The following is a 24,230-nucleotide window of genomic DNA, read 5'->3' as shown; positions in this document are numbered from 1 at the left end:
TCGTTCCGGGGCGCGTGGTACGATCGAGCGATGCCCCCGATCACGCCGGTCGACATCCTCGCCTCGGGATTCAAGGCGAATCCATTTCCATTCTACGCCCGCCTCCGGGCCCAATCGCCCGTGTTTCCCCAGAAGCTCGAGGACGGGCGCACGGCGTGGCTCGTCACGCGATACGACGACGTCGTGGCCGTCCTCAAGGATCCGCGCTTCGCCAAGGATCGCACGAAGGTCCTCACCCGGGAGCAACAGGCGAAGCAGCCGTGGGTCCCGGACTTCATCAAGCCCCTCGAGCGCAACATGCTCGACGTCGACGAGCCCGATCACCGTCGCCTGCGCAACCTCGTCCACCAGGTATTCACCCCGCGCATGGTCGAGGACATGCGCGTGCGCGTGCAGCAAATCGCCGACGATCTCCTCGCGAAGGTCGCGGCACGCGGCCGCATGGACCTCGTGCGTGATTATGCGCTCCCGCTGCCGCTCACCGTGATCGCCGAGCTGCTCGGCATCCCCCCCGAGACCCGCCCCAGGTTCCATCGCTTCTCGAAGGCGCTGATGGAGACCACCTCGAACGTGAAGATGGTGCTCGCGCTCCCGCAGTTCTACTTCATGGTGCGGTATCTCCGCGCGCTCATCGCCGAGAAACGCGCGCGGCCCCGGGACGATCTCCTGAGCGCTCTCGCGCAGGCGGAGGAGGAGGGCAGCCACCTCAGCGAGAACGAGCTGCTCGCGATGATCATCCTCCTGACCGTCGCCGGGCACGAGACCACGGTGAACCTCATCGCCTCCGGCACGCTCGCGCTCCTGCAACACCCGCGCGAGCTCGATCGGCTCCGCCAGAATCCCTCGCTGATCAAATCGGCCGTCGAGGAGCTCCTCCGGTTCACGAGCCCCGTCGAGATGGCGACCGAGCGTTATACCCGCGAGGACGTCGAGCTCGCCGGTGTCAGGCTCCCCCGCGGCGAGCTCGTGCTCGTGGTCCTCGCCTCCGCGAACCGCGACGCCGCCCAGTTCGAGGACCCGGACAAACTCGACCTCGCGCGCGACCCGAACCGTCACGTCGCGTTCGGCCAGGGCATCCATTATTGCCTCGGCGCCCCGCTCGCGCGGCTCGAAGGGCAGATCGCACTCGCCACGCTTTTGCGCACGCTGCCCGATCTCCGCCTCGACGCCGCGCCGCACACCCTGCGCTGGCGCCCCACGTACGTCGTGCGTGGGCTCGAAGCGCTCCCCGTCGCGTTCTAGCCCCTTCCAAAACAAAACCCCCTCTCATCGCGCGGAGGAGAGGGGGCTTCGGGACCTACGAGCGGGCGTGTTTTACTGCTTGTCGCCCTTGCCGCCCTTGTCCTTCGACTGCAGCGCCGAGAGGTCCTCGGCGATGATCGCCTTCGGGTTCATGATCTCGAAGAATGCCTTCTTCGCCATCTCGCCCGTCTCGCCCTGCTCCTGACGGAGCGCCATCAGCACGCCGCGCTCCTTCATGAACTTGAGCGTCTGGATCGCGCCCTTCTTCCGCGCCGCATCGCCGCTCTTCGCGTCCTGCCAGAGCCGGTAACGAAGCACGACGCGCGTCTCGGAGTGCGGGCCGTTGTCGAACTTGAGGTTGTCGAACTGCGACTGCAGGCGCTGACGCGACCACTCCTGCGGCACGTCCGCCACCTTGATGCGCGCGATGGCCTCGGCGTTCGCCACCCAGCGGTAGATGTTGCCGCGCTTGAAGTCCTCGTCCGACCAGTAGCCGAACGCGCGGAAGTAGTGGTCCTTGAGGTCGTTCAGCGCGTCGGGGCCGAAGTCGCCGTACATCGCGACCGTACGGGCCGCCGTCTCCGCCGAGCCGCCGAGGATCAGCGCGAGCGCCGCCGCGTTGCGGATCTCCGGGTTCTGGAGCTTCTCGAAGAGCTTCGCCTCCGTCCCCTGATCGAAGCCGCCGATGCCGATCGCGCGGGCGTAGGCCATGCGCAGGCCGATGTCGAGGTCGGGCGTGAGCAGGTCCGCGAGCTCGCCCGCGATCGCCGGCACGGGCTTGAGCGAGAGCGTCGAGGCGTAGCAGGCGCCGATGAGCTGCTTGCGCGGCTCCTTCTTCGCCCCGTACTCCTTCGCCTTCTTCGCGACCTCGCTCATCGTCTTGTCGTCGGCGCACCACGCGAGCGCGTCACAGGCGGCCTGACGCGCCTCCTCGTGCCACGACTCGTCCTCGATGAGCTCCATGAGCGGCTTCGAGGCCTTGCCGTCGCCCCATTGTCCGAGGCCCTGCGCCGCGCCGTAGGCCACCGCGCGGAGCGCCATGCCGAGCATCGCCAGGCCCGCGCCGTTCAGCGCCTCCTGCGTGATGTCCATCTTCTTGTCGGGCTTGCGCTTGAACTGCTCGAGCAGCTTCGGGAACGTCGGCTCGTCCTTCATCAGGCCGACGTAGCGGAGCGCGCTCTGCGCCGTCTCGAAGGCCGTGGGGAAGGGAGGCTGCGCGCCCTCCTTCGGCAGCGGATCCTTCGGGAACGCCCAGTCGCGCAGATCGTTCTTGATCTTGTCGCTCTGCACGGCGGCGAGGAAACGCAGGCCGTTCGCGTGCGGCTGCGGGCGGTCCTTGATCCAGAAGATCACGCCGTCCTCGGCCGCGGCCTTGAGCTCGTCCTTCTTGTCGGTGTGGATCATCGCGAGGTCCGCGAGCATGCGGCTGGCGACCACGCGCGGCAGATCCGTGCGCGAAAGGTGGCCGCCCTCGTCGGCCTCCCAGAACCGCTCCTGCGCGTAGAGCTTCGAAGGATCGGCGCGCATGCGCTCGCCGAGGTACTTCGCCGCGCGGATGTCGCCGACCTCGGCGAGCCGCGTGCCGGCCTCGCCCTGCCAGTGCAGCGTGGGCTTCGAGCCCTCGAGCCACTTCACGAGCGAGTCACCGACGCGCGGATCGGCGACGTCCTTCATCATCTCCATGAGCTGCTTCGTCTGGAACCACTCGGTCTCGGCCGGATCCTTCTTCACGCTGGCGAGCGCGAGCACGAGGCCTTCGCCGCCGATGCCGTCGCGCAGCGCTTCGAGGAACTTCTGCCGGTTCTCCTTGCTCGAGCTGCTGAGCGCCGAGAGCAATGGAGCGCGCGCGGTCTCGTCGCCGATCTTGCCGAGGCCCGTCGCGGCCTCGCGGCCGACCTCGGAGTCGGGATCCTTCACGAGCTGGATGAGCGTCTGCGTCCACTTCGGGTTCGCGTCGCGCGAGAGCAGCGTGGCCACGAGCTGACGCACCGACGGGCTCTGATCGCCCGCGAGCTTCGCGAACTCGTCGAGCGACACGAGCTGCGCGAGCTTCTCCGGATCGAACGCGGTGCCGCCGCCGAGACGCTCGACCTTCGACAGGAAGCCCTTCCTGTACTGGTCCATCGCGTCCTTGAAGACCTGCGGCTCCTTCAGCATGACGAGGGCCCACACGATCTGCGGCCTGTCGCTGTCGTCGGCCTCCTTGAGCGCGGCGAGCAGTGCGGCCTTGCCAGCGTCGCCCTTCGGCGATCCGTAGTAGGCGAGCACCTGCGCGGCGACGCCCTTCACGCGGTGATCGGGCTGCTCGAGCGCCTTGGCCGCGTGCGTCACGCCCTCGGGATCCTCGGCGTAGGCGAGCTGGATCAGCGCCTCTTGCTGGAGGGCCACCTCGTTCGGGTTCGCGGCCCAGGTGCGCCAGCGCGGGACCTGGTCCTTCACGGGCAGGACGAAGATGTTCTTCTTCTCCTTGACGACCTGCTCGACCGTCATCTTCTCCTGGCCCTGCTTGATGCCGAAGAAGAGCGCGGCCGCGCCGCCGGCGACGATGAGCAGCGCCACGATGATCGTGACGGGATTGAAGCGACCTTTCTTGAAGTCGCCGTCGCCGAAGTCGGCGCCGCCGCCGCCGCCGCCTGCGGGTGCAGGAGGCACGGCGCCGCCGGGCGGGGCGCCGGGAAGATCGTCGTCGTCCGGCGGCCATTTCGCGAGGTCGAGCCGATCGGGCGTGCGGAGCCTGCGCTTGATGGGCTTCTCGGTGCCCCCGATCCCCCGGGGAGGAGGCTGTTTTCCGTTGGGAAGAGGAGACGGTTCGGGCTGTGAGTTCGGACGATCGAGCATGGTTCCTCCCCGCGTCGCTCTCGTGCGACCGGCGGAGCGGCGGCGCCGCTTTGCGGGGACCGAACATACCAGGGGACGCCTTTCGGGCGCAGCCGCAAAGAACTTGCTAAGAAGAACGGGTGCCGACGCCCGCCCCCGCTCCCTCCGATGGCAAGCTTCGCTCCTGGGTGTTTGCGGGCCTTCTGGGCCTGGGCGCGCTCGGGGGGGTCTCGCTCTTGCCTCGCGTCGTCGGCGGGGGCAGCCCGTTCGAGGGCAAGCCGGCGCCCGACGCGGTCTTCGCGGTCGCGGCGAACGGCGATCCCGGGGCGCGGATGCAGATCGAGAGCCTCAAGGGGCACCCGGTGGTCCTGGACTTCTGGGCGACCTGGTGTGGCCCTTGCGCCGCGCAGGCCCCGATCCTCGACCGCATCGCGCGTCGTTACGAGAAGCAGGGCCTCGTCGTGCTCGGCGTGAACGCGCACGACCCGCCCGCGAAGGCGAAGAGCTACGCCGAAAAAAAGGGACTTTCGTATCCCATCGTGATCGACGCGGGCCAGGAGGCGGCGCAGGCGTACGACGTGCAGAACCTGCCGAGCCTCGTGGTCATCGATCGTGAGGGCCGCGTCGTCCGGTACATGACGGGCCTCGTGGACGAGGCTTCGCTCGACGAGATCGTGGCGGCGACGTTGTAGTGCCTCACCCCCAACCCCTCTCCACTCCGTGGAGAGGGGAGAGGAGGCGCCCATCACCCCTCTCCACGGAGTGGAGAGGGGCCGGGGGTGAGGTCTGGTGCTGCGCCCACTGGTACGCGAGAAACCGCTCCACCGCGGCGAGCGCGTGCCCCGTGCGCTCCGACGGAAACACCTCGAACGCGTGTTGCGCGCCCGGTAGCTCCGCGTAGAGCACCGGCGCGCGGCTCTCGGCGCGCAGAAGCTCCACGAAGAGCCGCGCCTCCTGCACCGGCACGAGCGAGTCGCGATCGCCGTGCACCACGAAGAACGGCGGCGCGTCCTTGCGCGTGAGGCTCATCGGCGAGGCCGCCTCGAACGCCGTGCGATCCTCGTCGAGCTGCTTCTTCATCACGCTCTTCTCGAGGATCGTACGCAAGAGCGTGCCCCTCCAGATCCCGCGCCGATCCGTGAAGTCGTAGACCCCGTAGAACGGCACGCAGGCTTGCACGCGCGTATCCACGTCCTCGAAGCCCGGCTGGTAGCGCGGATCGTTCGGCGTGAGCGCCGCGAGCGCCGCGAGGTGACCGCCCGCCGATCCGCCCGTGATCACGAGGAAGCTCGGGTCCGCCCCGTGCTCCTTGCCGTGCTCGCGGATCCAGCGGATCGCGCTCTTCACGTCGATCAGGTGATCCGGGAACGTGAAGCGCGGCGAGAGCCGATAGTTCGCCGACACCACGACCCACCCGTGCGCGGCGAGCCGGTAGGCGAGGGGTTTGCCCTGGTCGTCCTTGCTCCCGATCACCCACGCTCCGCCGTGCACGAACAGCACCGTCGGCCGCGGCTTCGTGTTGCCGCGCGGCCGGTAGACGTCGAGCCGCAGGTTCACGCCGCCCGCGCGCGAGAAGATCACGTTGCGCACGACCTCCACGCGCCCGTCGAGCACCGGCAGCGGGAAGAGGCGCTGCCGGAGGGAAAAATGCTCGTCGACGTGCGCGCCGATCTCCTCGGGGATCACGCTGCGATACTCCGTCCCGAGCCCCTCGCAGAGCGCCGCCTCCGTCACGTCGCGCGCCTTCCGCGCGTCGATCACGATCCGCACGAGCCCCACCCACGACAGCGTCACGATGAACAGCGCGACCCAGCCGGGCCATCCGTCGAGCCCGCCGGCCCACACGAACAGCGTGGTCGCGACGGCTTGCCAGAACAGGTGATGCGCGGCGAGCTCGCCGGTCAGCCACGACGCGAAGAACCCTGCGCCGACCAGCGGCCAGAACTTGCGGGCCGGCCGGAGCGCGTTCAGCGTGAACATCGCCCCGACCGCTGCGGCGATCAGGAAGAGCACGGGGGCGGGGAGCAGGAAGGGCAGGGGCACGTCGCGTGGAGGATGACCGAGGCGCGTGGTGTTGTCTCGCGCCGCGAGAGCACGAAATGCTGCGTGGGAGGAGCCTTGCCCTGCGGTATCCTGCGTCGCGATGAAGAAGAGGCTCGCGTTCGGAACGCTCGGCGAGCTGCTCGTGCTCGCGCATTCCGAGCAACCGCCGACCGATCCCGAGTGGAAGGCGTACATCGAGGCGTGGGAAGTCCATCACCGCGCGAACGGCCGCTCTCGCCTCCTCGTCTGCACCGAGGGCGGCGCGCCGACGGCGGCGCAGCGCCACATCCTCGACGAGCGCGTACGAACGTTCAGCAGGGACTCCGCGCGCGCCGCGATCCTCAGCGAATCGCTCTTCGCGCGTGTCGTCACGAACGCCTTGAGCGCGATGGAGCACGCGCGTGCGAGCCGCTTCCTCGGCGGGCTCGGCGCGCGCGGCGGGCCCGACGCGTCCCAGATCTACCGCATGTTTGCCCGGACCGACCTGCGCCAGGCGCTCGTCTGGCTCGACGTCTCCCCCGCGCGCGAGCCCGAGGTCGTTCGCTACATCGAGCAGCTGAAGGACGTGATCAAGAACAGCGGCTAACCTTCACGCCCACACGTCTTCGGCCACGCTCGCCACGACCGCGTGCTGGAACCGGAACGTCCGCGCCCGGTCGTACGTCCCCGTCAGGTTCAGCGCGATCTCGTCGAACGAAGCACATCGCGCGTGCCGAAACCCCTCTTCGTAGAGCATCGGCAGCACATGATCGATCCCGAACACCACCGGCTCGCCCATCTCCGCAACGCCGTCGCGCGCTGCGATCGACGACGCGTCGCGCACGTTCCCCTGGCCCATGCGTTTGCCCACGTGGTCGAACAGGATCACCGAGCTCGGGTGCAGCTTTTCCGCGATGCGCCGCAGCGTCGCCCGCACGGCCGGTTCTTCCAGGTAATACGTCACGCCTTCCCAGATCAGGAGCGCCGGGTTGTCCGCGCGAAACCCGCTCGAATCGAGCCGCTCCACGAAATCGTGCAACGCGAAATCACACGGCACGTACGTCGCATTCTCGAACGGATACCCGGGCAACGCGGAGAGACGCGCGAGTTTGTCCGCCTGCGTCGTCGGGTGATCCACCTCGAAGAACCGCACGCCTTTCCGCCCGAGCCGCGCGGCGCGGGTATCGAGCCCCGCACCGAGCAGAACCACCTGGGTACACCCTCGCGCAAGCCAGCGCCGCGTCTCGCGGTCGAAGAGCGCCGTGCGCAGCGCCACGAAGAGTTCGATGTGCGGATAGCCTTGCTCGTAACGCGTCGCGTCCTCGAACCCGCCGGGACCGGCGAGCGTGCGGGCGAACGGATCGTCGCAGAGCGGCGTTTCTCGCTCCGTCGCTCGTGCTCGGAGGGCCGCCACCATCCTCGCCGTTCGGCTCGGCTGCTGCATCGCCTCAGAATGACAGGGTATGCCGCGGTGCGCAATGTCCACGTTTCAACCGGGACGGACCACATGCCTCGTGGAGGTCTGTCATGTAGGATCTCACCGTGACGACCCTGCGCCGCGTCGGTTTTCTGGGCGACGTCCACGCCGAGGACGAACGGCTCGCGCGTGCCATCGACGTCCTCGAGGCCGAGGGCGCCGAGGCGCTCGCGTGCGTCGGGGACATCGTCGACGGCAAAGGCGACCTCGAACGCGTGGTCGACCTGCTCCGCGAGCACCGGGTCGTCACGGTACGCGGCAACCACGAGCGGTGGTTTCTCGCGAACGACATGCGCGACCTGCCCGACGCGCACGGCCGCGATCGGGTCTCCGAACCGGCGCGGACCCACCTCGCTTCTTTGCCGACGATGGTCGAAATCCCCACGATCGCCGGCTCGATCTTGCTTTGCCACGGCCTCGGCGAGGACGACATGGCCGGCGTTTCGCCGTGGGATCCGGACACCTGGCTCCGCCACGACCCGTCGCTGAAGCGGCTCCTCCGGACGACCTCGATGCGGTTTGTCCTCAATGGTCATACCCACCGACGGCTCGTGCGCCCCATCGAGGATCGCCTCTTCGTCAACGCCGGCACGTTGTATCGCGATCACGACCCGAGCTTCGGCCTCCTCGACCTCGAAGCCTCCGTCGTGCGCACCTGGCTGTTCGATCCGGACCTCTCCGTCCGCGAAATCGCTCCCACGCCCTTCGACCTCGCCGAGCCGCCTCCGACCCCGAAGCGCCGGCCCGCCTGAAACCTCATTTCGCCCCGCGGGACGATGTTCTAAGCTCGAATCCATGCGCGCCCTCGCTTCGCCCCTCGTCTCGCTTTTGCTTCTCGTGTCCGCGTGTGGCGGCGGGCCCTCCGCGCAGCAGGAGCCCGCGAAGGCGCCCGTCGTCGAGGTGGGCGCGGGCTCCGCGGCGCCGCTCTTGCTCGCGCAGGGGCCCGAGGACGAGAAGACGACCGTCGAGCCGGTCGATACCTGCATCGAGCGGCTGCGGGACGGCCGGGGTTTGCCCGAGCGCGTGAAGGCCTCGCCCGAGGGGTCGAAATATGCCCAGGCCCTCGCCGCCGAGCGGGCGGGCAACAGGAACGAGGCGAACAACGGGTACCTGCACTTCATCCAGCAATACTACCCGCAATCGCCCTACATCCCGCTCGTCTATGTCGGGTTCGGCGAGCGCTTCTTCAAGAATGGCCAGGAGGACCCCATAAGCCTCGATTTCGCCGAGCAGTCGTACCTCGATGTGGTCAAATTCGCCATGCCCACCAACACCGCCTGGCTCGTGGCGCACTTCCGCCTCGCCGAGATCTACCGGCAAAAAGGCGACCACCCGCAGGCGCTCTCCTCGCTGAAGAAGGTCGCCGACGCCGTGGCGAAAGAGCCGGGCGCGCCATGCGCGGCCTCGCTCGCCGCACCCACCCGCGCGAGCCTCGTCACTGTGTATGCCGACGCGGGACGGCCGAGCGCCGCGTTCGATTTTTTCAAGAGAGCGAGCGGGGACAAGGGCGACGAACGCACGAATGCCCTCGCCATGGTCGCCTCCCTCGCGGAGCTTTACATCCAGCAGCAGAAGCACGACGACGCGGCGACGGCGCTGCTCTCGACGAATGCGGAGTTTTACGATGCGGCGTATTGCCGGCGCGAGGGCCAGCTCGTCACGAAGCTTGGGCCTTCGCTCACGGCGACGCGCCGGGACGAGCTCGTCCGCGCGCACTCGCTCCATTGCGTGGCGCGCTGAAAAGCCTACCGCGAAAGCTTGATCCACGCCGCCGCGAGCACCTCGGCGGCCCGCACGATCTCCGCCTCCGTCGTCCCTCGCCCGAGCGTCAATCGCACCGAACCGATCGCCTCCTCCGGCTTCACGCCCATCGCGAGGATCACGCTCGACGCCGATTCGTGCCCGTCGTGGCAAGCCGAACCCGTCGACGCCGCCACCTCCTCCGCCTGCGCGAGCAGCGCCGTCCCGCTCACCCGCGGGAACCGCACGTTCAACGTATTCGGCAATCGTTTCTCCGGATGCCCATTCAGCGCGAGCCCCGGCACCCGCTCCCGGAGCAGGACAAACAGATTGTCACGTAAAACGCACACCCGCGCGCTCTCCGCCGCGAGGTCGCGCATGGCCATCTTCGCCGCGACCCCGAGCCCCACGAGCGACGGCACGTTCTCCGTCCCGGGCCGGATTCCCCGCTCGTGCCCCGCGCCCAGCATGAACGGCGCGATCGGCAGGTCTTTCCGGATGAACAGCGCCCCCACGCCCTTCGGCGCGTACAGCTTGTGCCCTGCGATCGACAGCAAATCCACCCCGAGCGCGCCCACGTCGATCGGCACCTTGCCCACCGATTGCGCCGCGTCCGTGTGCACGACCGCGCCCGCGCGCCACGCCGCCCGCGTGATCTCCTCGATTGGCTGGATCACGCCCGTCTCGTTGTTCGCGTGCATCACCGTGATCACGCCGGTCTCGTCCCCGAGCTTCGCGGCAATCTCCTCGGCGCGCACCCGCCCCTCCGCGTCGACGCCCACCACCTCTATGCGATGCCCGTGCCGCGCGAGCCAAGCGCAGAGCTTCGACGTCGCTGGATGCTCGATCGACGACGTGATCATGTGCCTTCGATCGGGCAGCGCCTCGGCCACGCCTCGGATCGCGAGGTTATTCGCCTCGGTCCCGCCCGACGTGAAGACGAGCTCTTCCGGCGTGCATCCGACGAGCGCCGCGACCTCCACGCGCGCCGCCTCGATCGCGGCCCGCGCGCGCCTGCCGTACACGTGGCTGCTCGACGGATTGCCGAATCCGCCGCGCAGCCAGGGCAGCATGGCGTCGACCACCTCGGGCAAGAGCGGCGTGGACGCGTTGTAGTCGAGGTAGATCGGATCTTTGGCGTGCACGATCTCTCGCGGTACTCAGCCCCGGCCTTCGCGTCAAGCGCGCTTTTCGCCGCGGAGCCCGTGCGACTGCCTTGACGTGTCGCGCCTGCTCGTGTCCATTCGTTATGGGCATCGCACCCCGACGCCCGCTTGATCTGGAGACACACGATGAAAATGCTTGGTATCCTTGGAATTCTGATCCTTTCCGCGACCTCCTTCCTCGCCTGCAGCAGCGGCGAGGGTGAGAGCAGCAGCAACAATACGCCTCCCGCCTCTTCGCTCGACGTCACACCCTCGATCAGCGCGTGTGGCGGCTTCCTCGGCGGCTCGGAGAGCGCGAAGATCCCGCCGTCCCCCGATCCGGCCACGTATTGCGAGGCCGAGCGCCTCCTCTGGAATTACGACCCCGAAACGCGCACGCTGGGCTTCCTCGACGCGCGCATCCAGCTCAATTGCTGCGGCGAGCACTCCATCGACGTCGCCGTCGAGAACGGTGTCCACGTCGTCACGCAGACCGACGCCCCGGAAAAACTCGAGGACGGCAGCGAGGCACGCTGCGGCTGCATGTGCGTCTTCGATTATGCGGCCGACATCGCGCCTGTCGAGAGCTCCACGATATCGCTGCGCATCATGCGCAACGTGACGGACGACGACCCGCCCGTCACGCTCGTCTGGGAGGGCATGGTCGACCTCACGGCCGGCTCGGGCGAGGTCGTCCTCTCCACGGCGAGCGCCGAGCCCTGGTGCAGTAACAAGGAACCCTGATTCTCGGGGCTTCCCCGCGCGCGCGGCCTCGGTTATCCTCCGGCGCGAAAAGCGGTCCGGAGGGCAGATCATGGCGGAAAAGTACCGGCTGGTGACGCGGAGCGACTTCGACGGCCTCGTGTGCGCCGTCCTCTTGAAGAAGCTCGGCATCCTCGACGAAATCAAGTTCGTCCACCCGAAGGACATGCAGGACGGCAAGGTCCCCGTCACCGATCGGGACATCACGACGAACCTCCCGTACGTCGAGGGCGTCCACCTCGCCTTCGATCACCACGCGAGCGAGACGCAGCGGGTCGGCAAGCGCCAAAACCACATCATCGACCCCCACGCCCCCTCCGCCGCGCGTGTCGTCTTTCGCCATTACGGCGGCAAAGAGAGGTTTGCCGACATCCCCGACGAGATGATGGAGGCCGTCGACAAGGCCGACGCCGCGCAATTCTCCCGCGACGAGATCCTCTCGCCGAAGGGCTGGGTCCTCCTCAACTACCTCATGGATGCGCGCACCGGCCTTGGCCGATTCCGACAGTTCCGCATCTCGAACTACGACCTCATGATGCGCCTCATCGACGCGTGTCTGCAGCATTCGGTCGAGGAGATCCTCGAGATGCCGGACGTCAAGGAGCGCGTCGACATGTATTTCGAGCACGAGAAGCGGTTCAAGGAGCAGATCCGCCGCTGCTCCACGGTGCACAAGAACCTCGTCGTGCTCGACCTCCGGAACGAGGAGACGATCTGGGCGGGCAACCGTTTCGTGATCTACGCGCTCCACCCGGAGTGCAACATCTCGATCCACGTGATGTGGGGCCTCAAGAAGCAGAACACCGTCTTCGCCACCGGCAAATCGATCCTCGACCGCAGCAGCAAGACGAACGTCGGCACGCTCATGCTCGAATACGGCGGCGGCGGGCACGAGGCGGCCGGCACCTGCCAGATCGACAACGACAAGGCCGACGACGTCCTCCAGACCCTCATCGCCCGCATCAACGAAGGCGGCTGATCGCGGACTTCACGATCGTCGTTCACAACCCTCCTGCGCCGTCGTCCATCCCTCGCCATGATCAAACGTCGCTCGTTCCTCGTCGGCTCGCTCGCCGCGGCCGCGTCCACGACCCTCGGCTGCGCGTCCCAGCCCCCCACGCCGCCCGCGGATCCTGCGGGCGCGGCGGGCGCGGGCGCGGCGCCTCCGCCCCCGACGAACCAGAAAAAAAGCCTGCTCATCCTCGGCGGCACGGGGTTCGTCGGGCCTGCCGTCGTCGAGGCGGCGCGGGCGCGCGGATTCGCCATCACCCTCTTCAATCGCGGCAAGACCCGCCCCGAGCTCTTCCCCGACATCGAAAAGCTCCGCGGCAACCGCGACCCGAGCAAGGACGAGGGCCTCAAAGCCCTCGAAGGCCGGAGCTTCGACGCCGTCATCGACACCTCGGGCTACGTCCCGCGCATCGTCCGCGCCTCGGCGGAGCTGCTCGCGAAAAACGTCAAGCAATACATCTTCATCTCCAGCATCTCGGTCTACAAGGACACCTCCAAGCCCAACATGGACGAGACCGCGGCGGTCGGGACGATGGCCGATCCCACGGTCGAGACCATGGGCAAGGAATTCGAGAATTACGGCCCTTTGAAGGCGCTCTGCGAGCAGGCCGCCGAAAAAGCCATGCCGGGCCGTGTCGCCAATGTGCGGCCCGGGTACATCGTCGGCCCGGGGGACGGCACCGATCGATTCACGTACTGGCCGCTCCGCGTCGCGAAGGGCGGCGAAATGCTCGTCCCCGGCACGCCGAACGACCCCATTCAGGTGATCGACGTCCGCGACCTCGCCGAGTGGCTCGTCAAGCTCGTCGTGGACGGCACGACCGGCGTCTTCAATGCGACGGGCCCGGGCGCGCCGCTCACGATGGGCGGTGTGATCGAGGCCAGCAAGAAGGCCTCGCCGAAGAGCGACGTCAAGCTCACCTGGGTCCCGCCCGCGTGGCTGAAGACGAAGGAGTCGGGCGGCGGCGAGCCGATCGACCTGCCGATCTGGGCGCCGCCCGAGGGCGAGAGCGCGGGCTTCCACCTCGTCAACGTCGACCGCGCGCGCAAGGCGGGCCTCACGTTCCGGCCGATCGACACGACCGTCACGGACCTGCTCGCCTGGTTCAATGCATTGCCCCCGGAGCGCCAGGCCAAACGCCGCGCGGGCCTCTCGCCCGAGCGCGAGGCCGAGCTGCTCCGCGCGTTCCACGAGGAATCGAAGAAAAAATAGCCGCCTCAGCGCGGATCGAGCGCCTCGCAGACGGGTGGTTTTACGTTCGTGTTCCAGCGGAACGATTGAAGCCACCCGTCGAGCGTGCGTTGCGCCATCGGGTCGCTTGTCGATTGCAGGAACACGAGCGACCCCGTCCCGCCGCAGATCGGGACCATCACCGCGCGCACCGAGATCGCCGTCTCTCCAATCGTCCACCACCGCTCGATCCCGGCCCCGAGCGGCGTCGCCACGGGTCCGGTCCTCGCGGCCACGACCTGCTTTCCTTCCGTGCCCTTCGCGAGCCCGCCCGCGACGTCGGCGAAGAGTTTTTCCTGGAATCGCGGCGTCGTCACGAGGTCCGAGACGAACAGGGCCCCGCTGACGAGCACGTCGGGGCGGCTGATCCGGAGCTCGAGCCCCTCGTATCCGACGACCGTGTTCAATCCGAGCGGGATCCGCCCGGCGATGCCGAGCCACCGGCTGAAATAATCGTGACCGACGAGAAAGCCAGGCTCGCGCTGCGGCAAGGGCGCGCGTGGCAGGAGCCGGTACGGCAGCGCCACGGACGGGCTCGCGGGCGCGGCGATCGGCGCGTCGAGGATCTGCTTCGCGGCCGCCTCGGCGATCGTCCCTGACAAACCACGCACCACGGCCACGCGGTTTTTCTCGGCGCGCACCACGATCCCGCCGTCGATCGACGTGGCCCCGAGCGAGAGCGCGCGCAGGCATCCGGGCCTCGATTGAATGGCTGTGACGAACTCCGCCGCGTCGCTCTCCGAATCCCACGCCGTGCTCCACAGCAATCCCACGCCGCCGTTCGGCGCCGCAACCAGCGTGTATCGATCGCCGCCCCAGCCCGCGGCCGCCGCGGCGGACAATGGCGAACATCGATCGAGCACGACACGTGTCTCCAGCTCGCCGAGCGTCCCTTCGTCGAGCGTCCGATACCCCTCGGGCGCGCGCGGCGCCGCGAGCATGACGGGCCGCTCCCCGGCGAGGTATTTTTCGGGGTGGATCACCTGCTCGGTCGACACCGGCGGCGACACGAACATTCGATTGACGAGATCGAGCCCACCCGCGCGATAAAGCTCCGCGACCATGGCCGTACCGGCGTGATACCGGAAGAGGAGCCGCTCGCGCACGATCGGCAGCGCGCGAAACAGCGCCGCGTCCCCGTCCCCGGCGACGAACCGCTCGGCCGGCACATCACGCATCACGTCCGCCGCCCGTCGCACCATGCGCTGGAATGGCACGCCGCGCTCCGCCGCGAGATACGCGAACATCGTGAGCATCGCATCGCCTTCGAGCAGCGATCCGTACGCGAGAACCTCGTCCGCGCCCATCGTCGCCTGCTTCTGCACATCCGGCCGACCGAAGCTCTGATCCTGCAACGCGTGCTCGATCTCGTGCGCGAGGATCGCACGCTCTTTCTCGGCCTCGGCCTCGTTTCGAGGCCGAGACGCGCGCACCACGATGATCCTTTGTTCGTGATCGTAAAACCCGCGCACTTGCTCTTCGAGCACCTCGCGCGTGCTGCTCGGCGGCGCGGCGCCCGGCTTTCCGTCGGGCAGGAGATCGAACGCCAGATGAAATGCCTTCCGCGCCTCGTTCTCGGCCGCCGCCGCCTTCCGCTCGGCCCGCTCGCGCAGCGCCGCCAGAAACGCCGGTTCGTCGAGCAAATACACCGGCACGGGCGCGCGTTGCGGCAATCCGCGCAGATGCGCGACCTCGGCGACGAGCGCCTGAATGCGCTCCTGCGTGAGCGGCGCCGGAGGAGCGGCCGCGGCGGGGTTTTCCGCGGCAGGCGGCGGGGACCCGGCACAACCGGCGAGGGCGAGGAAAAGCCCTACCGCACCGGCTCTTTGACCTGCTCGATCACCCATCGCGCGATCTCCTTCGCCCCTGGCCCCGCGAAATGCATTCCATCCGGCCGGATCGCCGCCCCGTCGCTCTCCATCGAGCATTGTCCCCCGGGGCAGAGGTGCGCCGCGAGGTCGAACATGCGCACGCGCGCATCACGCTTCGCCGTCCGCTCCAGCAGCGTATTGTAGCAATCGACCTGCGCGTTCAGCCCCGGCCTCTGCCACCCGCCCACCGGATACGGCACGCGCGCCAGATACACCCGCCCGCTCTTGTCCGCGAGGATCTTCAGCTTGCGCTCGAGCTCGTCCGCGTACGCATCGTCCCATTCCGCCTCGCACACGTGCTGCCAGCGCCCGTCGATCTCCACCGGCGCGAAATAGCCCCCGCCGAGCACCACGAGCGTCACGTCGGGGCGTAGCTCCTCCACGTCGCTCGCCCAGCGCTTGCCGCAATCGCCGCCGGCGTGCGGCTCGTTCGTCAGCGAGCGCGTCGGCAGCTTTCCCTCCATGATGCTGCAATTCGGCGTGCCTCGCTGGCTCACGATCGTCCCCGTGCCCGCCTGCACCGATTGCATGCGCTCGCCGAGCGACTCCGCCACCGAATCGCCGATGATCAGAATCTTCACCGCGTTCGGAGCCGCCGGCCACGGCAAGAGCTGCAGCCCCACCCGCATCACCGCCCGATGCTGCGTGCCGACGAGCAGCGCGCCGAGGCAGAGCGCCACCGACGACGAGAGCATGACCGCCGGACGCCCGAACGGCGCGCCGCGCTTGCGGATCGGCTGCTCCAGGAAATGATAGGAGATCAGCGCCACCCCGAACGTCGTCGCGTACCTCAGCGCCGAGAGCCCGAGCCCGGACAAACCAATTCGTTCCGGCCGCAGCACCACGTAGATCGGCCAGTGCCAGAGGTAGAGCCCGTAACTCACGAGCCCCACCCACGCCACCGGGCGGAACGCGAGCGCGCGCGCCACGAGGCTCTGCTCGCCGTGCGCCGCGCACATGATGAGCACGAGCACGCAGAGCTCCGTCCCGAAAAATCCTCCGCGGTAGAGCAGCGGGTTCTGCCCGTCGAGCTTCACCCACGCCACCCCGAGCCCGATCGCCGCGACGAGCCCGAGCCCATCGAGCGCCCGCACCACCGACTTGTTCTTCGACGTCCCGCGCTCGGCCATCAAACACGCGAGCGAGGCGCCGAGGAGGATCGCCACGCCGCGCGTATCCGTGCCCATGTAGGCCCGCGACGTATCCACCCGATTGCCCAGCCAAACCATCACCGCGCCCGACACCACGGCGAGCGCGAGCGACACGCCGAGCATCACCCGCCGCGAGCCCCGCGAGAGGTAGAGCACGCCGAACGCGAGCAGCGGCCAGACAACGTAAAATTGCTCCTCGATCGCGAGGCTCCAGGTGTGCTCGAGCGGCGAGGGCACCTGGAACATGTCCCAGTAGCTCCGCCCCGAGAAAATCGCGCGCCAGTTCGCCACGTACGCCAGCGTGGCGAGCCCGTCCTTGCGGATCCGAGCGAGCTCTTCGGGTTTCGCGAGGTGATGCGCATACGCCGCGACCACCGGCAGGAGCGCGAGGAGCGCCGGGAAGAGGCGGCGCGCGCGGCGAATCCAGAAAGCCTTGAGATCGATCGTCCCGGCCTTGTTCCACTCCGCGAGCAAGAGCGAGTGGATGAGGTATCCGGACAGCACGAAGAACAGGTCGACGCCGAGATACCCGCCGTCGAGCCTTCCATCGTGGAACAAGAGCACGCCGAGCACGGCGAGGCCCCGCAACCCATCGAGCGCGGGCAAATGCGGGATGGTGGCGCGGCGGAGGGGATTGTGCGGTTGGTCGAGGGCAGGCGGGCTCACGGGCAGCCCGGGAGATAGCGCATTCCGGGCGCCCGGGACATGAAGAATGTGCGGCCGATGTCAGTGGACGATGGCGGCGCCGTCGGGCATGCCCGCTTCTTCGGCTTCCGGCTGGGCGGCGCCAGGCCTGCGGACGAGCCGACCCGTGGGCACGAGCGACGAGGTGGAGCCGCGCAGCTCACGGAAGTAATACTTTCGGAAAAACAGCGTCGGCGCGTCGGTCGCGACGGACGGCTCCTCGCCCGGCGGCGGCACCTCGGGCGGGTTCGACGTTTCGAGCACCTCCCGATCCTCGGCGAGGATGTTGTTGAACTTCGTGGCGATCCACGTGAGCACCTCCGAGCCGAAGAACGTCCGCGCCGAGGCGAGCATCATCTTCGTGTGACCCTCGTCGACCGGAATGCAATAGACGGCCAGGGACATCCGGCGCTTCGGATCGTCCATGATCTGGAGCTCCATCGCGTTCGGCTTGCGCCACTTCAAGAACTGCTTTTCGGCCTCCTCGTAGTCCCATTTCGAGTAAATGAGGCCGCCGAAGGGAGCGGGCTCGATGCGCATCTCGAGCGTCGTGTCCGGCCGGAGCTTTTTCCGGGCCTCGCGGCCGATGCTCTTGCGATGGATGAAAGGCAGGTGGGGCGTGTCGAGCATGTTTTCCATGGCCCGCGTCCAGTGCGTCTTCCAGATCTCCTGGGTGAAGCCGACGTGCCACCCCTTCTCGACCAGCACGGGTGGCGGCTCGGGCTCCGTGCCGGCGGGATCGGGGCCTGTGAAGATCCAGATAAGCCTCCCGACCTCGCGCACCGGCACGGCCGTCGCGCCATAACGAGCGCGTTTCTCCGGCGGGACTTGGTTCAGCGGGATCTTCGCGCAGGCGCCGTCCTTCTGGAACGCCCAGCCGTGAAAAGGACACGCGAGACAGCCGTCCTCGTCGATCTGGCCGAGCGAGAGCGCGACGCCGCGGTGCGGACATCGATCGAGGAGCGCGCCGACGCCGCCTTTTCCATCCCGGAAGAGGGCGATCGTCTCGCCGGCGACCTTCACCGAAAGCGGCTTCTTCCCGAGCTCTTTGGCCAGGATGACCGGGGTCCAGACGTTCGCGAAGCTCTCGAACACGTTTGCCTCCCGTTTTGTTACACCATGTGTTCTAATAAATCGCGGGTCGTTGTCAAGCCCTCGTCCGCGCCGATCGCGGCGGCCTTGGAGGCGCGCTCTCGGGCGAGGTCCGTGGCCGCGAAATACTCGGTGATCCAGGAGGTCATGTCGTCCTCGCCCGGCGCGCGCGTGGCGCAGAAGAGGACACGCGTCGTCGCTCCGGTTTCGGGGAAGCAGTAGAGCAGCGTGCGCTTTTCGGGGACGTTCGTCGGCAAAAAAAGCTCGACGCAGCCGGGCGCGCGAAACGCGAGCATGGGCTCTTCGGGCGCGCCTTGGGCCCACGTGAAGGGCAGGTTCGCCGGATCGAGCAGCGCCTCGAGCACGCGCGCAAACGGCGCGGACCAGGTCTCTCCGTGGACCACGAGAGGCCGCACCGGATCGATCGCAGGCAACGCCGGACCCTCGGCCGGGGTCTCGCGGCCCGTGAAGATCCAGATGAGCCCGAGGGCCTCGCGCGCGGGCAGGCGAGCCTCCAGCGTGATCACCTCGGGCGGCGAAGACGACGAACGATCGAGACACGCGCCGGGATCTCCGCGCCCGTCGCGGAAGAGCAAGATCGGCTCCCCGGCGACCCGCACCCGCCGCGCCTCGTCCCGCAGATCCCGCGCAGACAAGACCGGCGTCCAGACGTTCGCGAAGCCATCGAACATGGAAGCCTCCGTTTTATAGAACGCTAGAGTTACGAAAAAATCGAGCGTCGTCAAGGTGGCCGAGCCTGGCCCGCGAAGAGGCCGCGCCCGACGCTTGAACTGGAGGACGGATGATCTAGAGTACCGACCGAAGAGATGGGCAGGCCCGCAGGTTCACGCAATCCGGACTTCGAGGCGACGCGCGCGTCGCTCGTCGCGGCCGTGCAAAAGCGGCTCTCGGAGCCCGACGGGCCACGAGCGAGCTTCCGCGAAATGGCGGCGGCCGCGGGGGTCAGCGTGGCGACGCTCCGGCATTATTTCGGCTCGCGCGAGGGCGTGGTCTCGGCGGTGCTCTCGCTGTGGCACGAGCGCGGGCAGCGGTACTTGCTGGAGGTCGCCACGGGCCCGCTCCTGCCCGTGCGCGCGTCGCTGCGGGGGTTTTTGTTTTATCTGGAGCTCGGCTTCCGGAACGGCGTCGGGGAGGTGCACGCGATTGGCCTCGCCTGCGGCCTGCGCGAGCCCACGCTCGGCCCGAAATACCTCTGCGAGGTGCTCGATCCGACGCTCGAATGCGTGGAGGCGCGCCTCGCGCGGCACATGGCGCGGGGCGAGATCCGCACGGGGGACGTGCGGCAGATGGCCCTCGCGCTGGTCGCGCCGCCCTTCGTCGTCCTCCTGCATCAAGGCTCGCTGGGCGGGGCGAAGACTCGCCCGCTCGAATGGGACAAATTCGCCGACGAGCACATCGACGCATTCCTGCGCGCGTACGGCACGGGCCACGAGGCGCCGCCCGAGCCGGGCGCCGAAGCCTCGTTCGGCGGCGGGCCGCCGCGAAAACGGCCACGCGGCGGGCAAAACGAGGCCTGAACGATCAGCGTTTGTCCGGGTGAAGGCCGAGCGACGTGACCGTCTCCGGCGTCGCGGCCTCGACGAAGGCGCGGATGCTCGTCGCTTCCATGGGCAGATCGTCCATCCAGCGCCGCACGGTCCGGTCTTTTCCGGCCGTGACGAGGGATCGGCCTCCCTCGGCGAACGCGACGGCGAAGACGTTGCCCTCGTGCCCTTCGAGCAGCCGGCTCTCGCCCGCTTCGAGGTCCCATGACCGCACGACGCCGTCCGCGCCCGCCGCCGCGAGCCGGCTGCCCTCGGGCGAGACGTCGAGCCCCGCGACGACGCCTCGATATCCTCGCAGGACATCGAGCAATCGGCCGTCGGCCGTGCTCCACAGTTTTACGTTGGCCTCGCCGCCGAGCGTCGCGAATCGTTTGCCGTCCGGGAAAAACACGAGCCGCGTGAGCCCTGTCCCTGCCGCGTCGAGGACGTGGCGCGGGGCGCCTGTGGTCACGTCCCAGAGCCGCACGGAATGGTCCATGCCGCCCGACGCGAGCAGGCCGCCGTCCGGGGAAAACACGAGCACGTGCACCGCGTCGTGGTGGCCGGCGAGAATCGTTTCTCGGCCCGTGACGACCTCACGCAAGACGACCCGCCCATCGGCGAACGAATACGCGATGCGCGTGCCGTCCGGGGAAAACGCAAGCGCGGTCGCGGCCGCCGAATGCCGCGCGAGGATCTGCCCCTCGCCGCCCTTCGCGGGAAACATTCGAATGGCCCCGTCCTCGCCCGCGGAGACGATGCGCGCGCCGTCCGGCGAAAACAGGACGACATTCGCGGCGCCGGCGTGGGCCTCGAACGAGAGCGCCGCGCCCTGCGTGCTGAAGACACGCACGCGTCCGTCCGCGCCCGCGGAGGCGATCGCCGCGCCATCGCCGGAAAACGCGACGCCCCGCACCTCGCCCGCGTGCTGGCCCAGCGTCCGTGTCGTCCCGTCCGCGAGGTTCGTCCAGACGACCGCCCCGTCGGCGCTGCCCGAGGCGACACACGTCCCGTCGGGCGAGACGGCGATCACGCCCGCCTCGCGCTCGTGCACGGCCACGACGCGGTCGCGGAGGGCTTCGAGCGAATAGACGCGCAGGCTGTTGTCGTAACTCGCGACGAGCGCGCGCTTGCCGTCGCGGGAAAAGTCGACATCCGACAAGGAATCGTTCGGGCCGCGGAACACCCGCGATGTCCCGGAGGCCACGTCCCAAAGGCGCGCGGTCTGGTCCGCGGAGCCGGTCAACAAGTGCTTGCCGTCCGGCGACAGGGCGAGCGTGTAAATCGTCCCCTCGTGCCCCTTCAGCACGCGCGCTTCCCCCGTGCGGACGTCCCAGATGCGCACGGCGCGGTCGTTGCCCGCGGAGACGAAGCGCGAGCCGTCCGGAAGAAACACGATCGCGCGCACCATTGCGGTGTGGCCTTCGAGCCGCTTCGATTCACCCGTCGAGACGTCCCACAATCGAACGTCTCCTTTCCGGTCGCCCGTGGCCACGAGGGATCCATCGGGCGAGAATGCAATGGCCTGCGTCTCCTGCGCCTCGCCCTCGAAGCGGCGCTCGGACCCGGTGTCGGCGTCGTAAAGAACGAGCGAACCTGCCCCCACGAACGCGAGGGTGCGCCCGTCCGGCGAAATGACGAGCTGTCGCTCCGTGCCGGTTTTCGACCAGGCACGCTTGCACTCCCTCGCAGCGAGGTCCCACACGCATACGGATCCATCACGACCCCGGGAGGCGAGGCGCCGCCCGTCTGGGAAGAATTGAATCGCGCCGAGCGGCGCCGCGTGTCCCGCGAGGACCGTGGTTTCGCTCGTCTGCATGCTCCAGAGCCGGACCGTGGTGTCCTTGCTGCGGCTGGCGAGCCAGGAGCCATCGGGAGAGAAGGCCGCGTCCCAGACCTCGTCGGTATGTCCTTCGAGCACGCGTGCCTTTGCCGTCGTCACGTCCCAGAGTCGGAGCGTCCGGTCGTCGCTCGCCGTGGCCACGAACCGGCCATCCGGCGAAAAGGCCCCGCGATTGATGCCCGCCATATGGCCCCGGAGGAGCAGCGGGACGCCTCTCGAAATTGCATCCGCCGCCACGAGCCGCTCGCGCCGATGCCCGCGGAACGACGCCGAGAGGGTCTTGAGCCAGGCGAGCGCTGCGAGCGGATCCCGCGAGGCCGCCGCGCGCGCCTCGACGAGCGTGAGCGTATCGGCGCGCTCCGATTCCCGCCGCTCGGCCTCCGCGGCCCTGTCGCGCTCGCGCCGCGCCTCGTCGCGTGCGTCGAGGACGCGTCCGACCGCGAGCGCGCCCGTGACCGCGAGCGCGAGGGCCGCGGCAAATGCCATGAGCAACGTCGCGCGATGGCGCCGGCCGAACCGCAGGAGCCGCTCGCGGGCCGAATAATGGTGTGCCTGGACAATCTGCCCCGTCTGGAAGCAGCGCAAGTCCGCGGCGAGCTCACCGGCCGTCCGGTATCGGTCGGCCTTGGACCGTGCCATGGCCTTTTGCACGATCGTCACGAGATCACGCGGCACGCCTGGCTGGAGCTTTTCGATGGGCGCCGGCGGCTCGCGCAGCACGCGCCGGACGATATCCATCGGGTAGTTGCCCTCGTAGGAGGGTTTGCCCGCGAGCAGGTGGTACAGAATCGCGCCGATCGCATACACGTCGGCGCGCTCGTCCACGCTGCGCCCCGCGGCCTGCTCGGGCGGCATGTACGCGGGCGTGCCCATGACCACGCCGAGCACGGTGAGCGCCATCGATCCCGACGAGGACGGCGAAGACAATCTCTTCGACGGCAGCTTCGACGAAGGTGGCGGCTCGGAGGATTCCTCGTCGAGATCCTTCGCGAGGCCCCAATCGATGACCACGGTCTCGCCGAACGGACCGAGCAAGATGTTTTGCGGCTTGAGGTCGCGATGAATGACGCGCTCGTTATGCGCATACGCCATCGCCTCGGCGACCGCGAGCACGTGGGGGAGCAGGGCGAGGCGTTGATCGAGCGTGCTCGCCTCCGCGATGAAGTGGTCGAGCGAGCGGCCGGAGACGAGCTTCATCGCGAAAAACGGCTCGCCCGAGGGCCAGACGCCTGCCTCGTAGAGCGGCACGATCGAGGGGTGCTGCAGGCGCGCCGTGATCCGCGCCTCGCGGATGAACCGCTCCTCGGCCTGCGGGTCGCGCGTGATGAGCTCCTTCAGCGCGACGGGGCGATCGAGGTGCGTGTCGTGCGCCCGCAGGATCCGACCGATGCCGCCCTTCGCGACCTCCGATTCCACCGCATACGTCTCCGGATCGACCACGCGCATGCGCCGCATGGCCGCGCTCTCCTCGGCATTCTCGTCCTCGCCGTCGTCCTTGCCGGTGCGGGCGATGAGCGTGTTCATCGGGGGCGCGGGCAGCGTCGCCTCGCCGAGCGTGCCGGGCCGAACGCCTCTCCCCTCCGCGGGATCGAGCGTCGCGGCCTCGAGCGGGGAGGGGAGCGTGCGTCCGGCGGTCACGGCCAATCGAAGAGCGCGCGGCTCGCAAAACCCAGGGTGACGCTCGCCATGTTCGCGGCGAACGCCCACCCGAGTGTTTTTTTCTTACCGATGAAACGAAAATACCCCGCCTCGGCGGTCACGGCGAACGTCTCGGCGATGACCACCATGATCCAGTATCGCGGGACAGCCGAGATCCATAACGAGGGATGAGGCGCGAACACGGCGAGGTAGATGCGCTCCCAGAGGTTCGGAATGACGAACCAGACGATCGGGTGCGTCAGCGCGCTCGCGCCAAATGCCTCGTACACGCGGACGCGGAGCCCATAGACGTAGATGGGGATCTCGACGACCTGCGTGAAGACGAATGCCCAGAACCAGTCCACCCCTCACCCCGCGGGCTGCGCGCGGCGTTTCACTCGGTAGAGGGCGAGCGCGGCCAGGGCGACGGTGATCACGAGCGGCGCCCCTTCGTTCGAGCTCCCGACGGCCGACACGGAGCAGCCCTTTTTCTCGGCCACGGACACGGTCGCGGCGGACGGCGTCGGGCTCGGGGTCTTTGCCTCGGTCGGCTGCGGGGTCTGGGTCTTCGTGTCGGCCGGCTGCGTGGCCGGAGCTTTGGCGCCCGCCAAGCAGCGGAGTAGCTCGCGACCTCGCAAGTCTTTCACGCCGGTGCACGTGCCGGCGGCGCCCGCGGGATCGGCGCATGCATCGCCGGACTTCTTGTTGTAACAGCTCTCTTCGAGCGGCCCGACCTCGTCCGCGGCCGCTGAGGCGGGGCCGACGAGCGCGGCGATCGCGAGGAGGACGCCGGAAAGCCGACGCGAGAAGGAGGGTTTGTCGTGGGAAATGGGGGCGCGCATCAAGCACACCTCGCTCCTTCGCCCGGCGAAGTCAAGGGCGACGGGCGCGTCAAGGTGCGGCGGGGGCGGGGTGGCGGCGTCCGGGGCCGGATCGAGCGCGTGATTCTACCCCTCGACA

Annotated in this window: 20 protein-coding genes; 9 read left to right on the top strand and 11 right to left on the bottom strand. The window is 68.5% G+C overall.

What is annotated here, in order from left to right:
- Positions 1-30: 30 nt before the first annotated feature.
- On the top strand, positions 31-1,242 hold the full coding sequence (locus tag KEG57_RS03625) for a cytochrome P450 family protein (RefSeq protein ID WP_272417993.1): 1,212 nt from the start codon (positions 31-33) through the stop codon (positions 1,240-1,242).
- Positions 1,243-1,314: 72 nt separating this feature from the next.
- Here the strand turns inward: KEG57_RS03625 and KEG57_RS03620 are convergent, their stop codons facing one another.
- On the bottom strand, positions 1,315-4,080 hold the full coding sequence (locus KEG57_RS03620) for a HEAT repeat domain-containing protein (RefSeq protein WP_272417994.1): 2,766 nt from the start codon (positions 4,078-4,080) through the stop codon (positions 1,315-1,317).
- A 119-nt stretch (positions 4,081-4,199) separates the two neighbouring features.
- On the opposite strand from KEG57_RS03620, the gene KEG57_RS03615 reads away from it, so the two are divergent.
- Positions 4,200-4,751: a TlpA family protein disulfide reductase gene (locus KEG57_RS03615; protein ID WP_272417995.1), complete on the top strand. Its 552-nt coding sequence runs from the start codon at positions 4,200-4,202 to the stop codon at positions 4,749-4,751.
- A gap of 4 nt (positions 4,752-4,755) precedes the next feature.
- On the opposite strand, the gene KEG57_RS03610 is transcribed toward KEG57_RS03615, so the two are convergent.
- Complete coding sequence (locus KEG57_RS03610; protein ID WP_272417996.1) at positions 4,756-6,102, bottom strand: alpha/beta hydrolase fold domain-containing protein; 1,347 nt, start codon at positions 6,100-6,102, stop codon at positions 4,756-4,758.
- A gap of 100 nt (positions 6,103-6,202) precedes the next feature.
- On the opposite strand from KEG57_RS03610, the gene KEG57_RS03605 reads away from it, so the two are divergent.
- Positions 6,203-6,688, top strand: a complete 486-nt coding sequence (locus tag KEG57_RS03605; protein ID WP_272417997.1) for a hypothetical protein — start codon at positions 6,203-6,205, stop codon at positions 6,686-6,688.
- 3 nt (positions 6,689-6,691) lie between these two features.
- On the opposite strand, the gene KEG57_RS03600 is transcribed toward KEG57_RS03605, so the two are convergent.
- Positions 6,692-7,525 carry a class I SAM-dependent methyltransferase gene (locus KEG57_RS03600; protein WP_272417998.1) on the bottom strand — a complete coding sequence of 278 codons (834 nt, stop codon included), beginning with the start codon at positions 7,523-7,525 and terminating at the stop codon, positions 6,692-6,694.
- 98 nt (positions 7,526-7,623) lie between these two features.
- On the opposite strand from KEG57_RS03600, the gene KEG57_RS03595 reads away from it, so the two are divergent.
- Both KEG57_RS03595 and KEG57_RS03590 read left to right on the top strand, forming a co-directional pair.
- Entirely contained in the window at positions 7,624-8,310 is a 687-nt protein-coding gene (locus KEG57_RS03595; RefSeq protein WP_272417999.1) for a metallophosphoesterase family protein, read from the top strand.
- A gap of 43 nt (positions 8,311-8,353) precedes the next feature.
- On the top strand, positions 8,354-9,298 hold the full coding sequence (locus KEG57_RS03590; protein WP_272418000.1) for a tetratricopeptide repeat protein: 945 nt from the start codon (positions 8,354-8,356) through the stop codon (positions 9,296-9,298).
- A 5-nt stretch (positions 9,299-9,303) separates the two neighbouring features.
- On the opposite strand, the gene KEG57_RS03585 is transcribed toward KEG57_RS03590, so the two are convergent.
- On the bottom strand, positions 9,304-10,443 hold the full coding sequence (locus KEG57_RS03585) for a cysteine desulfurase family protein (RefSeq protein WP_272418001.1): 1,140 nt from the start codon (positions 10,441-10,443) through the stop codon (positions 9,304-9,306).
- Positions 10,444-10,590: 147 nt separating this feature from the next.
- Between KEG57_RS03585 and KEG57_RS03580 the strand changes: the two genes are divergently transcribed.
- The 3 genes from KEG57_RS03580 (at position 10,591) to KEG57_RS03570 (ending at position 13,429) form a co-directional block, all read left to right on the top strand.
- Positions 10,591-11,187 carry a hypothetical protein gene (locus KEG57_RS03580; RefSeq protein ID WP_272418002.1) on the top strand — a complete coding sequence of 199 codons (597 nt, stop codon included), beginning with the start codon at positions 10,591-10,593 and terminating at the stop codon, positions 11,185-11,187.
- A 70-nt stretch (positions 11,188-11,257) separates the two neighbouring features.
- Positions 11,258-12,184, top strand: a complete 927-nt coding sequence (locus tag KEG57_RS03575; RefSeq protein ID WP_272418004.1) for an exopolyphosphatase — start codon at positions 11,258-11,260, stop codon at positions 12,182-12,184.
- 57 nt (positions 12,185-12,241) lie between these two features.
- The gene (locus tag KEG57_RS03570; protein ID WP_272418005.1) at positions 12,242-13,429 is read left to right on the top strand and encodes an NAD-dependent epimerase/dehydratase family protein; all 1,188 of its coding nucleotides are present in this window, start codon (positions 12,242-12,244) and stop codon (positions 13,427-13,429) included.
- 5 nt (positions 13,430-13,434) lie between these two features.
- Here the strand turns inward: KEG57_RS03570 and KEG57_RS03565 are convergent, their stop codons facing one another.
- The 4 genes from KEG57_RS03565 to KEG57_RS03550 are packed head-to-tail and all read right to left on the bottom strand — an operon-like array spanning position 13,435 to position 18,991.
- Positions 13,435-15,294, bottom strand: coding sequence for a hypothetical protein (locus KEG57_RS03565; RefSeq protein ID WP_272418006.1), 1,860 nt, complete (start codon positions 15,292-15,294; stop codon positions 13,435-13,437).
- Positions 15,258-17,135 (bottom strand): acyltransferase family protein, encoded by a 1,878-nt coding sequence (locus KEG57_RS03560; protein ID WP_272418007.1) that lies wholly within the window; start codon positions 17,133-17,135, stop codon positions 15,258-15,260. The genes KEG57_RS03565 and KEG57_RS03560 overlap by 37 nt, the downstream gene beginning before the upstream one ends.
- A gap of 60 nt (positions 17,136-17,195) precedes the next feature.
- Entirely contained in the window at positions 17,196-18,248 is a 1,053-nt protein-coding gene (locus KEG57_RS55435) for a Rieske 2Fe-2S domain-containing protein (protein ID WP_272418008.1), read from the bottom strand.
- A 17-nt stretch (positions 18,249-18,265) separates the two neighbouring features.
- On the bottom strand, positions 18,266-18,991 hold the full coding sequence (locus KEG57_RS03550; protein WP_272458122.1) for a Rieske (2Fe-2S) protein: 726 nt from the start codon (positions 18,989-18,991) through the stop codon (positions 18,266-18,268).
- 81 nt (positions 18,992-19,072) lie between these two features.
- Between KEG57_RS03550 and KEG57_RS03545 the strand changes: the two genes are divergently transcribed.
- Positions 19,073-19,783, top strand: coding sequence for a TetR/AcrR family transcriptional regulator (locus tag KEG57_RS03545; RefSeq protein ID WP_272458121.1), 711 nt, complete (start codon positions 19,073-19,075; stop codon positions 19,781-19,783).
- A 4-nt stretch (positions 19,784-19,787) separates the two neighbouring features.
- Here KEG57_RS03545 and KEG57_RS03540 read toward each other — a convergent pair whose 3' ends face one another.
- Genes KEG57_RS03540 through KEG57_RS03530 form a run of 3 tightly spaced genes read right to left on the bottom strand, consistent with a single transcriptional unit; the run spans position 19,788 to position 24,112 of the window.
- A complete protein-coding gene (locus tag KEG57_RS03540; protein ID WP_272458120.1) occupies positions 19,788-23,270 on the bottom strand; it encodes a WD40 repeat domain-containing serine/threonine protein kinase in 3,483 nt (1,160 codons plus the stop codon).
- Entirely contained in the window at positions 23,267-23,635 is a 369-nt protein-coding gene (locus KEG57_RS03535) for a hypothetical protein (protein ID WP_272418012.1), read from the bottom strand. The genes KEG57_RS03540 and KEG57_RS03535 overlap by 4 nt, the downstream gene beginning before the upstream one ends.
- Before the next feature lie 3 nt (positions 23,636-23,638).
- Entirely contained in the window at positions 23,639-24,112 is a 474-nt protein-coding gene (locus KEG57_RS03530; protein WP_272418013.1) for a hypothetical protein, read from the bottom strand.
- Positions 24,113-24,230 lie beyond the last annotated feature (118 nt).

The sequence above is a fragment of the Polyangium jinanense genome, from assembly GCF_028435365.1.
This window is presented reverse-complemented; position numbering and strand designations above follow the sequence as displayed.